Source organism: Enterobacter sp. C3_dUdeg (assembly GCF_057536195.1).
In genome coordinates, this window is record NZ_BAAKFX010000005.1 from 131,777 (window position 1) to 145,635 (window position 13,859).

A 13,859-nucleotide genomic window follows, 5' to 3' on the forward strand; every position below is an offset into this window, starting at 1 on the left:
CTATGTACCAGTTTGTACTGGGAAAAATCTCCACCCTTTGCGCGGACCCGCTGGCGTCAGCGCTCGCAGACAGGGCGCCTCAGGGTGCCCGACAGGCCTCCTGGCTGGCCGGGAGGACGCTGCTCGCCAGAACGTTATCCCCTCACCCGCTCCCCGACATCATTTACGGCGAGCAGGGCAAACCGGCCTTTGCGAAGGGTCATCCGCTGTGGTTCAACCTGAGCCACAGCGGTGACGATATCGCCCTGCTGATGAGCGATGAAGGTGAAGTCGGCTGCGATATCGAAGTGATTCGCCCGAGGAAGAACTGGCAGGCGCTGGCTAATGCGGTATTCAGCATGACGGAGCATGACGAGCTGGAGCGTGAAGCGCCCGAGGAACGGCTTTCCGCCTTCTGGCGTATCTGGACGCGGAAAGAAGCGATTGTGAAACAGCGTGGCGGCAGCGCCTGGCAGATTGTCAGCATCGACAGCACGGCGCAGACGCACGCGGTCAGCCAGCTACAGGTCGGCTCGCTGAGCCTTGCCGTCTGCACATCGACCCCTTACACCCTGAACCACGAATCGATTATTCACGTTGGGACGTTCGGGGCAGAAAAATCACTAACACACCCAGAATAATAAATCCGACGCCCACCAGCCCGTGCCAGGAGAAGCGTTCTCCCCAGCCGGGCAGCAGGATCGCGGCGGCCCACACCAGAATATAGCTGAGGCTCAGCAGGGCATACGCTTTGCTGAGCGCCATGCGATGCAGCGCCAGATACCAGCAGCCCATCGAGGCCACGTACCCCGTCAACCCCAGCAGCAGCGCGCCCGTGCCGGACGAGAAGTGCCACAGCGCGGAAACAAACGCCAGGATCTCACTGACCGGTGGCAATGCCTGCATGGCATTGCGCAGCAACAGCTGCGCCGCGCTGACTAACAGCACGCTGCATAAGGCCCAGAACGCTCCTTTCACAGGCTCCCTCCCAGGATAACAATCCCAATGATGATGAACCCTACTCCCAGCCAGTGATGCGCAGCAACGTGCTCACGCCAGAACGCCTTCGCCGCCAGCGTCACCCAGACAAAATTGAGGCTCAGCATAGGATACGCGATGCCGACAGGCAGGCGTTGCAGCACCACCAGCCAGACCAGCATCCCGCAGCCCAGCGCCAGCAGTGCCAGGCCAAGCCACAGCGCGATGTGCGCCCCGCGCCGCCCGGCTTTCGCCGGACGGGTAGCCTGTTTCTGACACAGCTGCCCCGCGCAGCTGAGCAGGCTTGCCAGTATCAGCCAGATCCAGGTCATCACTTCGGCAGGTACTCCAGCAAGGCCAGACGCCCCTGGATATAGAGATTGTCCGGCTGCGGTAAATTCGCCCGTGAAATATCGTCGCGTTTTGACAGCAGCATGACCAGCGACACGCCCCCCTGCTGACGATGCGCTGCCAGCCACTGCGCGAAGTCGTCCTCACTGACAAAACGATCTTTCACATCGGGATAATCCAGCCCGTAGCGCAGTTCGCCGCTCTGACCAAACAGCGTGATGTCATTACGCTTCAGCTCCCACGCCAGGCCCGCGGCCACGCCCACGTTATTGGCCAGCACGAATCGGCTTTCCTGAAGCGGCTCGCGCACGGTATCGACCAGCGACTGCGGCTGTTTGGAATCCACCACCAGGTTAGGAATGGCAAAACCAATCAGCAGCGCCAGCCCTGCGGGGCACAGTGCCGCCAGCCACCAGCGCTGCTGGCTCTGTCTGAAGGTAAACCAGCCTACCGCGGCCCAGATGAGGAACGCCACCACCGCACAGAAGACTTTATACAGTTCGACCGACGTCCAGACCGGATGCTTAGACAGTCCCCACGGCGAGACCACCAGCGCCGCCACCACGCCGATAACGCCAAACGCCAGGTTAATCCCGCCGTTAATGCGTAACGCTCTGGCACCTTTTTCCGCCGCGAGGCAGGCATAGCGCGCCATCAGGATAGCCAGCGGGGCAAAGCACGGCAGGATATAGGTCGGCAGCTTGCCTTTGGCGATGCTGAAGAACAACAGCGGCATCACCACCCAACCCAGCAGATAGAACCCGCCACCCGCGTTTTGTCGGTCATTCCAGCCGAGACGAATCGCACCGGGCAAAAGCGCAAGCCACGGCAGGCTGCCCGCGATCAGGAACGGTATGTAGTACCAGAACGGGGCTTTGTGTTGCGCGTCGCTCTGGGCAAAACGCTGAATATGCTCAACCCAGAAGAAATAACGCCAGAAGTCAGGTTCACGCTGCGCAATAGCCAGCCCCCACGGCAGAACAATCAGCACACAGCTCAGGATCGCGAGCCAGCCAAAAATCAGCACCTCTTTCCAGCGCTTATGGGCGATCACCCACGGCAGCACGCCAATCACCGGTACCGCCAGCGCCAGGAAGCCTTTGGTCATCACCCCCATCCCGCAGGCCAGCCCAAGCAGCACATAGCCGCCCGCTTTTCCGGCAACGGTTTGGGCCTGTGAGGCCAGCCAGAAGCTGCACATCGCCGCCACCAGCCACAGGGTGATGATAGGATCCAGCACCGCATACGTGCCGATGCCATACACCAGGAACAGGGTCAGGAAGATAAGACCGGAGAAAATGGCGGTCCGCTTATCTCGCCAGAGACGCCATGCCATCCAGATGACCAGCAGCGCCGCTAACCCGGTGGAGAATATAGAACCGGCGCGCACGGCGAGGTTGGTGTGCCCGAACAGCAGCTGCCCGATGCTGTTGATCCAGTAGCCAGCAATCGGTTTTTCAAAGTAACGCAGCCCCAGAAAATGCGGGACTACCCAGTCTCCGGATGCCAGCATTTCGCGGCTGATTTCCGCATAGCGCGTTTCATCAGGCTGCCAGAGCAGACGAATATCGACCGGAATGAGGTAGTAAACGATAAACAGTGCGAGAAGCGCTAAGCCATAACGGGCTGTTTTCATGGGACCGGACTCACGGTTTGTTGATAGCCAAGCCAGCCTTCCCGGCCAGCCATTTCATTACGGACGACTTTGCCCACGGGCAGGGTGCTGAGATCGTCCGGCAGCAGCTCGCTCAACGGACAAAATTCAATGCCCTCCTGAGCGGCCATCGTCAGCAGTTCGTCGAAATCATGCTGATACGCAATCCCTTCCACTTCGGCATGGATGGTATACACCGGCGTGCCGGCGTCACGATGGATGCGGTCCAGAATGTAGCGATTGAACTCATCCGCCTTCACCTCGCGCCCGACCACTTCATCCCAGGTGGGAAGCGTAACCGGAATTTGCACCGTTCCGTAGCGATTTTCGCCTAACAGCGGCAAAAAGGGCCCGGTTCCGCGACAGTCGCTGTTGTAGCGAAACGCAAAGGCTTCTTTGGCCTTCACGACGCGCTGATCCGCACGCCATCCCGCCACGGCGGAGCAACGCACGGGCTGACCGGTAATGGCCTCCAGCTCCAGCATCCCACGCTCGACCTCACGGGACAGGCGCGGGATATCCCAGACGCCCGCCCAGGCTTGCCAGGCATGGTGGTCCCAGGCGTGCAGACCCACCTCATGATGCTGCGCCGCCTCACGGATAACGGCTTCATTACCCGCGCCGATACGTCTGCCGGGCCAGGCGGTGCCGGCCAGCAAAATATCCCAGCCGTAGAGGGATGCTGCGCGCGAACGCAGCATTTTGAACAGAAATGCCGGTTTAATCAGACGCCATAAATGGCGTCCCATGTTGTCAGGCCCCACGCTGAAGAAAATGCTGGAACGCACATCGTGTTTGTTCAGCAGTTCCAGCAGTTTGGGTACGCCGTCACGCGTTCCCCTGAAGGTGTCGACATCAATGCGTAAACCGACTTTTTTCATGAGACCTGTTCCGACAGCTCCACGGTACGCAGGAAGAAATCGAGCGTTTCGTCAATGGTCTGCTCCATCTTCACCGTCGGCGTCCAGTTCAGGCAGCGCTTCGCGTTGCGAATGCTTGGCTTACGGTGCTCAACGTCCTGATACCCTTTGCCGTAGTAGCTGCTGCTTTCCACTTCGCGGAAGCCGGCAAACGGCGGGAACTTGTCGCGCAGCGGATGGCGCTCAAAGCTGGCCAGCAGCATCTCTGCCAGCTCGCGAATGCTCGCTTCGTTGTCCGGGTTACCGATGTTGATGATTTCACCGTTGCAGCGGTTATCTTTGTTTTCGATGATGCGGAACAGCGCTTCGATACCGTCGCTGATGTCCGTAAAGCAGCGTTTCTGTTTCCCGCCTTCGATAAGCTTAATTGGCGAGCCTTCTACCAGGTTCAGGATCAGCTGGGTGATCGCACGGGAGCTACCAATACGCGCCGCGTTGAGGTTATCCAGACGCGGGCCCATCCAGTTGAACGGACGGAACAGGGTAAAGCGCAGGCCCTCTTTCTCGCCGTAGGCCCAAATCACGCGGTCCAGCAGCTGTTTGGAGACGGAGTAAATCCAGCGCTGTTTGTTGATCGGCCCGACCACCAGATTGGAGGTGTCTTCATCGAAGTTCTTATCGGTACACATGCCGTACACTTCAGACGTGGACGGGAAGATGATGCGCTTATCGTATTTCACGCAGTCGCGGATGATCTTCAGGTTCTCTTCGAAGTCCAGCTCGAACACGCGCAGCGGGTTACGGGTGTACTCGATTGGCGTGGCAATGGCGACCAGCGGCAGCACCACGTCGCATTTTTTAATGTGGTATTCAATCCACTCGGAATGGATGCTGATGTCCCCTTCCACGAAGTGGAAACGCGGGTTATCGAGGAAACGGCTGATGGCGTCAGAGCCGATATCCAGACCGTAGATTTCGTAGTTATCGTCTTTGAGCAGACGTTCCGTCAGGTGGTTACCGATAAAGCCGTTCACGCCGAGGATCAGCACGCGGGTACGGCGCTTGATGGCAACAACCGGTGCGCTGGTGATCAGCGCCCCGGCCACCAGACCCAGAGACTGCGCCAGCTGCGTGCCCTGAACGTACAGGCCGTTGTCGGTTTGTCCGGTGACGATCTCGAGCGCCTGCTCGCCGCAGCTCACAATCAGCGGAGAGACAGAGACGACGGTGCCCGGTTTGGCAGCCGGAATATCGTCACGCACGCGGGATTTCCAGACGATAAATTTGCTTACGCCCGCAAAGCTGTACGCGCCCGGCCACGGGTCGGTCACGGCGCGCACCAGGTTGTGCAGCTGGCGGGCAGGCTTGTTCCAGTCCAGACGACCATCTTCCGGCGCGCGGCGGCCAAAGATGCTTGCCTTGCTCTCATCCTGCGCGGTCTCGCTGAAGGTGCCATTGAGGATGCCTGGAAGTGCATCACGCAGCAGCGTCTGTGCCGTTGCATTCAGCTTTTGATGCAGCTGCAGCGCAGTTTCGTCCGCATCAATAGCGACCTTCTGCTGTGCCACGATAGCGCCCGCATCAGCACGGCGCACCATGCGGTGCAGCGTCACGCCCGTTTCCGTTTCACCGTTCACCAGCACCCAGTTCAGCGGAGCGCGGCCGCGGTAGGCGGGCAGCAGAGAACCGTGAAGATTAAAGGCGCCTTTTGCGGCCAGACCTAAGATCTCGTCAGAGAGCAGGTTGCGATAGTAGAACGAGAAGATTACGTCAGGCGCGAGCGCGCGGATGCGATCCACCCACAGCGGGTGGTTGACGTCGTCCGGTGCATAAACCGGGATCCCACGCTCGGCGGCGATACGCGCCACGGAGCCGAAAAAGTTGTTTTCTCCAGCCGTGTCCGGATGGGTAAAGATTGCCGCAATGTCATAGCCCGCTTCCAGCAGGGCCAGCGTGCCCGTGCACCCCATATCGTGATAGGCAAATACAACAGCTTTCATGGGTGAATTTCCTCTTGAGATGCTTTGTGTTCCTGACGGACAACACGTTGAATAAAGTAGCGCGGACGCGCGCGAACATCGTTATAGATACGGCCAATGTATTCACCGAGAAGGCCCATCCCGACAAACTGGGCGCCGATGAACATAAACAGCACGGCAAAGAGCATGAAGACCCCTTCCGCCGCCCACTGCGGGCCAAAGACCAGGCGCAGCACCACCAGCAGAACGGACAGCGCAAACCCGGCCACGGCGATGATGCTGCCGAACACGCTCAGCAGACGCAGCGGCGTGGTGGTCAGACAGGTGATGAGGTCATACATCAGGTTGATGAGACGCATAAAGCTGTACTTCGATTCCCCGTGCTCGCGCTCGGCGTGCAGAACCGGAATTTCCGTTGCCTTGCGGGCAAAGGTGTTGGCGAGGATCGGAATAAAGGTGCTGCGCTCATGGCAGTGCAGCATCGCGTCGACAATATGGCGGCGGTAGGCGCGCAGCATGCAGCCGTAATCGCCCATCGCTTTACCGGTCGTGCGCTGGATAAGACGGTTGATGGTGCGTGAGGCCAGCTTGCGAAACAGACTGTCCTGACGGTTCTGACGTACCGTGCCGACCACGTCATAGCCTTCATCGGCTTTGGCGACCAGGCGCGGGATCTCTTCCGGCGGGTTTTGCAGGTCAGCGTCCAGGGTGATGATCAGATCGCCCGTGACGTGGCTAAACCCCGCCATAATCGCCGAGTGCTGGCCGTAGTTGCGGTTGAGCAGCACGGCAACAATATGGCTGCCTTCGGCCTGCGCGGCCTCGGTCAGCATCAGCGCGGAATTATCGCTACTGCCATCATCTACCAGCAGAATTTCATAAGCCTTGCCCATCGTATCGCAGGCGGCGGTTGTACGACGGATCAGTTCGGGCAGGCTCTCCTGCTCGTTATAAACCGGGATTACCACGGAAACTTTTTGTACAGGCGGTGCACTGAACATATCAATGTCCTGCAAGCTGATGGAGTGCGGTAATGACGCGGGTTGTGTCGTCATGAGTCATGTCCGGGAAAAGAGGGAGAGAACAAATACGCGCGCTATTCCATTCAGAATTCGGGAGCGATACATCAGGAAAACGCTCGCGGTAGTATTTTTGGGTGTGTGCCGCGCGGAAGTGGAGGCCGGTACCGATGCCTTTCTCTTTCAGCGCCGCCATCAGGTTGTCGCGTGAGATCCCGCAGCGCGCTTCGTCAACGCGAATAATAAACAGGTGCCAGGCGTGCACGTGCGGCCATGACGGAATGGTGAGCGGCTGGAACGGCGTATCGGCAAGCTCACGCAGGTAGCGTTCAGCAATTTCCTGGCGGCGTCTGTTGGCCTCTTTCAGCTTGCCTAACTGCACCAGCGCCAGCGCGGCGTTGATGTCCGCCAGGTTGTATTTATAGCCCGGCGCGATCACTTCCGCCTGCGGCGCGCGGCCGTGCGTCTGGCGGTCATAGGCATCTACGCCCAGGCCATGGAATTTCAGGCTGCGGATCCGCTGTGCCAGCTGGGCATTATCCGTGACGACTAAGCCGCCTTCCGCGCAGGTCATATTTTTAATGGCGTGGAAGGAAAAAATCGCGGTCCCTTTCCATCCCACATGACGGTTCTTGTAGTAGGTTCCGGCGGCATGGGCCGCATCTTCAATAACCGGAATACCGTGACGTTCACCGATGGCATGAATGGCGTCGATTTCACACGGCGCGCCGGCATAATGAACGGGAATAATGGCTTTGGTACGCGGGGTAATGGCGGCTTCAACGGCTTCTGGCGTCACCATTAATGTATCTTTGTCCACATCAATCATAACCGGTGTGGCACCCAGCAACACGATCATATTCAGCGTGGAGACCCAGGTCTGGGAAGGGGTAATGACTTCATCGCCCGGGCCAATATCCAGCGCCATCAGCGTGACGTGCATACCCGCGGTGGCTGAACAGACGGCAATCGCATGCTGATTCCCGGTAAGCTGACAGAATGCCTCTTCAAGTTCCTGATTCTTTGGCCCAGTGGTGATCCAGCCCGACATCAAAACGTCCTGAAGCGCCGCAATTTCCTCAGCGCCCATCGACGGCCGCGAAAAAGGCAGAAAATCACTCATTATTAATTTCCTTGCAATAAAAATGGCATGTTTTTGATATTAACCAAATGCCAGCCCGTTTATTTCAACGAACCATAAACTTATATCAAAGTAGCTCTCTTTCCTTAGGGAAAAATTAAGACAACGTTTGCAACGTTATAAGACAACTAGCAGCTAGTTGAAAAACAACAAGTTAAATTAATATTAAATATTTTTAATGTGATTTTTCGCAACATTTTGAAATGGATTCATTTAAACCAATCATCAACAAACAAAAAAAATCCCGGCCATTTCAAAATAATATGAAATAGCCGGGAACTTTTCTTTTTAGTTAATTGTCGCGCTTATTAGAGATTATCTGGAAAGTTTTTCGGTAATTCACTGGCCGCACAGGCAATAACGCTTTCATTATTGGCACCGCAGTCGCGCACAAAGGTGATCGTAGCAAATTCATCAATCACTTCCGTTGGATACGCCGGACCCGCATCGCGATAGCTGTTCATCAGCGGAATATGGTCGTTCTGGAAGCAGACGGTTTTTTCCGGATTGTTCATGACCCAGCGTGGGAAGAAGATGGTGCCGTGGAACAGCTTGTCGCCCAGGTTCACGATCAGGCTGACGTCGGTACCGGTTGGTTCGGTCCAGGAAATTTTATAGATGCTCTCGCCTACCCGCACGATATAAGCCTGCTGATCTTTCACCCAACGGTTGGCCACAAGACCGCTGTGAATACGGTAATCAAGCGTGGTCTCATTTTTTACGTAAATCTCGTAGTTCCAGCCGTTATCGTAGGTATATACAAGATGTTTACCAACAAAGCCGCTTAAGTCGTGTTTGTCGAAGGTGTTCATAAGATGTCTCCTTTGTTTTGATGAGACGATCGTACCCCTTCAAAAAATGAATGAATAACGCTATGTTTTAATCAAATTCATCCAAATTTTAGATAAATTATGCATAAGACGACGCTGGAACAATGGGCTTTACTGGAAAGAGTGGTGGAAGCGGGCAGCTTTGCCAAAGCCGCGGAAGAAACCCACCGCAGCCAGTCCTCGGTGAGCTATAACCTGTCGCTGCTGCAGGAGAGGCTCGGCGTGGCGCTGCTGGTCCCGGAGGGGCGACGGGCGGTGTTAACTCCGGCCGGAGAACTTCTTCTCAACCAGGTTAAACCGCTGCTGAAAGCGTTTTCGTACGTTGAGACGCGCGCAGCGACCCTTCGCAACGGGATGCGAACGCGGTTAGATCTGGTGGTGGACTCCATTTTCCCGCGCCGCCGCCTGTTCGCTATTCTTCGTCAGTTCCAGCAGCAGTATCCGCAGACTCAGGTACGTCTGACCGAGGTGCTGGAAAATACCCGCGCCGATGCCATTAACGACGAAGCCGATGTGATGGTCTTAACCCGCCGCCAGGACATTACCGGGCTCGGAGAATGGCTGATGAATATCGACTTTGTTGCCGTGGCCCATTCCCGGCACCCCTTGTTTCACCTCGACGCGCCGCTAAATGATGAGATGCTGCGCCCGTGGCCGCTTATCCAGATTGCGGACAGCCAGCCCGCCGCGCGTGCTGCCGGCGAGTCGTGGACCTTCTCCACCATCGATGCCGCGATTGAAGCCGTCGTCTCTCAGGTCGGCTACGGCTGGCTGCCAGAGGAACGCATCCAGACCCAGCTGGATCAGGGTGTACTAAAACGGCTGCCGCTGAGCCACGGCGCGCGCAGGGCAACGCCGCTTCACCTGATTGTTAAACGTTCCCTCGCCCCGCTTGATGAACAGGTTGAGACGCTGTTGCGCCTTTTTAGCCAGGAGCCGTCATCCTCACCTGCTACGCTTTAAGGTCCGAACGTTAAAACGAGAAGGAGCAGATGATGAAAATCGACTTTGCGGGGAAAGTGGCGCTGGTGACCGCCTCAACCGGCGGGATCGGGTTCGCCATTGCCAGAGATCTGGCAGAAAGCGGTGCGGAAGTGATCGTCAATGGCCGCAGCACGGAATCGGTGAATAAAGGCATTCAGCAGCTCCAGCAGGTGGTGCCGGGCGTACAGGTGCGCGCCGCGATTGCCGATCTCAGCACGGCGGAAGGGGTCGAGTCGCTTCTGAAGGTGGCGAATAACGTCGATATCCTGGTCAACAACGCCGGGATTTACGGCCCGCAGGATTTCTATGCCACCGACGATGAGACCTGGGAGCGTTACTGGCAGACCAACGTGATGTCCGGCGTGCGTCTGTCCCGCGCCCTGCTGCCGGGTATGGTGCAGAAAGGCTGGGGACGCGTGGTGTTTATCTCGTCAGAGTCGGCCTGCAATATTCCGGCGGATATGATCCACTACGGCGTGACCAAAACGGCGCAGCTCTCGCTGGCGCGCGGACTGGCGAAGTTTGTGGCGGGGAGCGGCGTGACGGTGAACAGCGTCCTGCCGGGCCCGACGATGTCTGACGGTTTCGCAGAGATGATGAAAGATGAAATCGAAAAAACCGGTAAATCGCTGGAGCAGCTGGCGAAAGAGTTTGTGATGGCCAACCGCCCCAGCTCGGTTATCCAGCGCGCGGCAACGGTTGAAGAGGTGGCCAATATGGTGATTTATGTCTGTTCGACCCAGGCCTCCGCCACCTCGGGCGCGGCGCTGCGCGTCGACGGTGGCGTCGTGGATGACATCATCTGACGCTGTCAGGCCGCGCTGCCTGCAATGCGACGAGCGGTAATGTAGTGTGCCTGCCAGTAATCATCCGTCAGGGTTGAAACCGTTACGCCCTGACTGGTTGAGGCATGAATAAACTGGTTTTCGCCAATATAAACGCCAACGTGCTTGCGGTTCGGGCCCGTCTGGAAGAAGACCAGATCGCCGGCTCTCAGGCGGTATTGCGCCACCTGCACGCCGCGATGGATCTGTTCACTCGTCGTGCGCGGCAAATTAAGATGCGCCGCATCGGTGAACAGGTGCTGCATCAGTGCGGAGCAATCCACCCCGCGATGCGTGGTTCCGCCCCACCGGTACTGGGTGCCTTTCCATTTCTGGTATTGATCGAGAATACGCGAGCGCAGCGGACCTGTTTCCTGATGCACCAGCGCAGATTTCGCCGGTGATGCCGCCAGCTCGCTGTTCATCGATAACATCGACGCTGGAAGTTGAAAGCTGAACGCAGAAAACGAAGCAAAACTTAACGTGAGGATTGAAATAAGCGATCTAAGAGTCATATCAAGAAAGAAGTAGTGAGTGAGTTTTTCCTTACCTGTGGGGGCCAATGGTTCCCCTAAATATCTTGCGATGTGGCGATAATATAGACAGCTCGTTTTTTCACCAATTGTTATCGAGGCCAAAAATGGACTCACTTTGAGATCGCAAGATCGAGAAAAAAAGAGTGGTGATATAAGGACTGTCCAGCCAAAGCAGGTAAACTGATCCGCAGAATGTGTATTTCAGCTAAGACGTATTTATGACCAATATGATTGCCGACGAGACGGTGGCTAAATCCAGCGTGCTCTCTGTCTTCGACTTTGACGGGACATTAACGCACCACGACAGCTTTATTCCTTTCCTGCGTTTTGCCTTCGGCAAACGTTACTTCGCGGGCCGCCTGGTGCGCATGGCGCTGCCCACGCTCCACTGCGTGCGTCGCAAGCTGACGCGCGATGAGCTGAAGGAAGTGCTGATTAAAACCTTCCTGACGGGCGTGGATGAACACTGGTTACGCCAGCAGGCGGAAGCCTTTTGCGAAAAATACTGGAACAAGCTGATGCGCCCCGAAGGGGTTCTGGCGGTGGCGGCTGAGGTGAATTCCGGTGCGGAAGTGACCATCTGTTCCGCGTCCCCGGCGCTGGTGCTCCAGCCGTGGGCTGACAAACTGGGCATTAAGCTGATTGGCACGCAGCTGGAAGTGAAAGACGGCAAGCTGACGGGGCGCATCACGGGCAATAACTGCCGCTGCGCCCAGAAGGTGGCAAGGCTGGAAAAAGTGTATGGCGATCTGAACGCCTATCACCTGCGCGCCTGGGGAGACACCCGCGGCGACCACGAACTGCTGGCGGCGGCGCAGGATCCGCACTGGCGGCACTTCCATCACCCGCGAAAGCGTCGGAATTCACCGATTAAGGGTTAGGTGCGGTCCGGTGCCCTCACCCCGGCCCTCTCCCACAGGGAGAGGGAGAAAGGCGGTACATCAGGCCTCACGTTTCCCCGGGAACATCACGCTCGCAATAATCCCCAGCGCCAGCACGCCTAATACCACAAACAGACTGGCCGTGGCGCCAATGCTGTAACCGTGATGCCAGAAGTGATCGGTGGCATTTAACCCCAGCTTGAACGCCACGAAGAACAGCAGCAGAACCACGGCTTTCTCGAGGTGCACCAGATACTGCTTCAGCGCTTCCAGCACGAAGTAAAGCGTACGCAGGCCGAGAATGGCGAACATCATGGCGCTGTAGATAATCAGCGGCTCGCGGCTCACGGCAATAATGGCCGGCACGGAGTCAAACGCGAACATGACGTCAGAGAGCTCGACGACGGCTACGCAAAGCAGCAGCGGCGTCGCATAGCGCTTCGCCTTCTTCACGCGGCCAACCATCACGTCCTGGTTTTCCGGCTTTTCAAGCTCCGCATCCACCTCTTTCTGGGTCAGAATAAAGGCGTTGCTGCTGATTTTCGGCCAGACCGGATAGAAGCGCTTCACCAGGCGATAGGCGAGATGACCCGAGTAATCTTCCACTTCGTCGCTCTCTTCATTGCGCCTGAGCATCATCACCGCCGTCCAGCCGACGACCAGCGCGAAGATCACCTCAACGTACGGCCCCAGGCTTAACAGGCTGGTGCCGATAGCCACAAAGATGCCGCGGAAGACTATCGCCCCCAGCACGCCCCAGTAGAGCACGCGGTGACGGTACTTATCCGGCACGCCGAACCAGGCGAAGATTGCCATCATCACAAACAGGTTATCGACGGAGAGCACCTCTTCCAGCGCGTAGCCGGTGAGGAACAGGCTCGCCATCTCGGCGCCGTGGTGAACATACAGGAATCCGGCGAAGGCCATCGCCATCATGACCCAGAAAATGGACCACATCGCCGCGCTTTTCAGCGAGACGGGTTTATCGTGACGGTGCATAAAGAGGTCGATAAACATCGCCCCTACGGCCATCACCACAAAGACAACAACGGTTTCCGTCGGGAAACCGAGATGAGCAGCAGACATACAAAACCCTTTTGGCAGACAAAACACAACACCATGCAAACTGGCGTAAACCAGGAACAGAAAAGGGCGGGCCGTTAATCAGCCTCTTCGCCCTCAAAGTCGCGGCCTTCCGGCCACGCAAGGAGGAGTACTTTACCTTACCAGGCGGGGATCGCGCATCTGCCGTTTAGGCGCTCATGCCGCGCAAACGCTGCAGCACCGCCACCAGAACCGCGACAGACCAGCCCACCATCAACGCGCCCACCAGCCCTTCCACCCCGCCGATGAGCCGCCAGTGCTGGGGTAACGTGACGTCGCCGTATCCCACGGTAGCGTAGCTGACCAGTGAAAAATAGAAGCTGGTGTTCCAGTCATTAAACGCGTCGATGACAAAATAAAACGCAGCAAACAGTCCGGCCTCAAGGAGGTGGGCGAAGATCATGGAGATCACGATACCGACATTGCGTAAAACGATGCGTACCGCCGAATCGACTTCTAATTTGATGAACTTTAAAACGCCAAACATCCACAGCGAATGGATCACCACGGTAAGGGTAAGCAAAATAATAATACTGAGTAGCTGCATGATGCGTGCTCGACCAAAAGGAATCTGGCCCCGCGAACGAGGCGGGGCACCTGGTCGAAGCTTAGTTGAATGACGAGGAAAAGTTGGTGCAATAATTGCGTTGCGTGATTATCTCCCTTGCAGCGTGCCCTCTTTGCGGCTGGTTCGACTGCTGTGAGCGATATATCTGCAGCGCACTATCTGTGAGTCACC

The 13,859-nt window shown here is 57.1% G+C and carries 15 protein-coding genes; 4 read left to right on the top strand and 11 right to left on the bottom strand.

Features of this window, described 5'->3' with window-relative positions:
* Positions 1-2: 2 nt before the first annotated feature.
* The gene (acpT, locus tag AC27FC_RS14435; protein ID WP_196355109.1) at positions 3-620 is read left to right on the top strand and encodes a 4'-phosphopantetheinyl transferase AcpT; all 618 of its coding nucleotides are present in this window, start codon (positions 3-5) and stop codon (positions 618-620) included.
* Here acpT and arnF read toward each other — a convergent pair.
* The 8 genes from arnF to AC27FC_RS14475 form a co-directional block, all read right to left on the bottom strand.
* Positions 568-957, bottom strand: coding sequence for a 4-amino-4-deoxy-L-arabinose-phosphoundecaprenol flippase subunit ArnF (arnF, locus tag AC27FC_RS14440; RefSeq protein WP_047059881.1), 390 nt, complete (start codon positions 955-957; stop codon positions 568-570). The two genes, acpT and arnF, sit on opposite strands and share 53 nt — an antisense overlap.
* Positions 954-1,292: a 4-amino-4-deoxy-L-arabinose-phosphoundecaprenol flippase subunit ArnE gene (gene arnE / locus AC27FC_RS14445; protein ID WP_071995995.1), complete on the bottom strand. Its 339-nt coding sequence runs from the start codon at positions 1,290-1,292 to the stop codon at positions 954-956. Before arnE ends, arnF begins: the two co-directional genes overlap by 4 nt.
* Positions 1,289-2,944 carry a lipid IV(A) 4-amino-4-deoxy-L-arabinosyltransferase gene (arnT, locus tag AC27FC_RS14450; RefSeq protein WP_196355108.1) on the bottom strand — a complete coding sequence of 552 codons (1,656 nt, stop codon included), beginning with the start codon at positions 2,942-2,944 and terminating at the stop codon, positions 1,289-1,291. Before arnT ends, arnE begins: the two co-directional genes overlap by 4 nt.
* Entirely contained in the window at positions 2,941-3,843 is a 903-nt protein-coding gene (gene arnD / locus AC27FC_RS14455; RefSeq protein ID WP_023309538.1) for a 4-deoxy-4-formamido-L-arabinose-phosphoundecaprenol deformylase, read from the bottom strand. Before arnD ends, arnT begins: the two co-directional genes overlap by 4 nt.
* The gene (gene arnA / locus AC27FC_RS14460) at positions 3,840-5,822 is read right to left on the bottom strand and encodes a bifunctional UDP-4-amino-4-deoxy-L-arabinose formyltransferase/UDP-glucuronic acid oxidase ArnA (RefSeq protein ID WP_196355107.1); all 1,983 of its coding nucleotides are present in this window, start codon (positions 5,820-5,822) and stop codon (positions 3,840-3,842) included. Before arnA ends, arnD begins: the two co-directional genes overlap by 4 nt.
* Complete coding sequence (gene arnC, locus AC27FC_RS14465) at positions 5,819-6,802, bottom strand: undecaprenyl-phosphate 4-deoxy-4-formamido-L-arabinose transferase (protein WP_023333737.1); 984 nt, start codon at positions 6,800-6,802, stop codon at positions 5,819-5,821. Before arnC ends, arnA begins: the two co-directional genes overlap by 4 nt.
* A gap of 1 nt (position 6,803) precedes the next feature.
* Positions 6,804-7,943, bottom strand: a complete 1,140-nt coding sequence (gene arnB / locus AC27FC_RS14470) for a UDP-4-amino-4-deoxy-L-arabinose aminotransferase (RefSeq protein ID WP_023309541.1) — start codon at positions 7,941-7,943, stop codon at positions 6,804-6,806.
* A gap of 326 nt (positions 7,944-8,269) precedes the next feature.
* A complete protein-coding gene (locus tag AC27FC_RS14475) occupies positions 8,270-8,773 on the bottom strand; it encodes a phenolic acid decarboxylase (RefSeq protein ID WP_008503103.1) in 504 nt (167 codons plus the stop codon).
* 99 nt (positions 8,774-8,872) lie between these two features.
* On the opposite strand from AC27FC_RS14475, the gene AC27FC_RS14480 reads away from it, so the two are divergent.
* A complete protein-coding gene (locus AC27FC_RS14480) occupies positions 8,873-9,754 on the top strand; it encodes a LysR family transcriptional regulator (protein WP_032662157.1) in 882 nt (293 codons plus the stop codon).
* A 32-nt stretch (positions 9,755-9,786) separates the two neighbouring features.
* Entirely contained in the window at positions 9,787-10,581 is a 795-nt protein-coding gene (locus tag AC27FC_RS14485; protein WP_487160236.1) for an SDR family NAD(P)-dependent oxidoreductase, read from the top strand.
* A 5-nt stretch (positions 10,582-10,586) separates the two neighbouring features.
* On the opposite strand, the gene AC27FC_RS14490 is transcribed toward AC27FC_RS14485, so the two are convergent.
* Positions 10,587-11,114, bottom strand: coding sequence for an NlpC/P60 family protein (locus AC27FC_RS14490; RefSeq protein ID WP_032667969.1), 528 nt, complete (start codon positions 11,112-11,114; stop codon positions 10,587-10,589).
* A 239-nt stretch (positions 11,115-11,353) separates the two neighbouring features.
* Between AC27FC_RS14490 and AC27FC_RS14495 the strand changes: the two genes are divergently transcribed.
* Positions 11,354-12,016: an HAD family hydrolase gene (locus AC27FC_RS14495; RefSeq protein ID WP_014885577.1), complete on the top strand. Its 663-nt coding sequence runs from the start codon at positions 11,354-11,356 to the stop codon at positions 12,014-12,016.
* A gap of 60 nt (positions 12,017-12,076) precedes the next feature.
* On the opposite strand, the gene AC27FC_RS14500 is transcribed toward AC27FC_RS14495, so the two are convergent.
* On the bottom strand, positions 12,077-13,102 hold the full coding sequence (locus AC27FC_RS14500) for a TerC/Alx family metal homeostasis membrane protein (RefSeq protein WP_024908851.1): 1,026 nt from the start codon (positions 13,100-13,102) through the stop codon (positions 12,077-12,079).
* Between the two features lie 166 nt (positions 13,103-13,268).
* Positions 13,269-13,667, bottom strand: coding sequence for a potassium channel family protein (locus AC27FC_RS14505; RefSeq protein ID WP_023309546.1), 399 nt, complete (start codon positions 13,665-13,667; stop codon positions 13,269-13,271).
* Between the last annotated feature and the right edge of the window lie 192 nt (positions 13,668-13,859).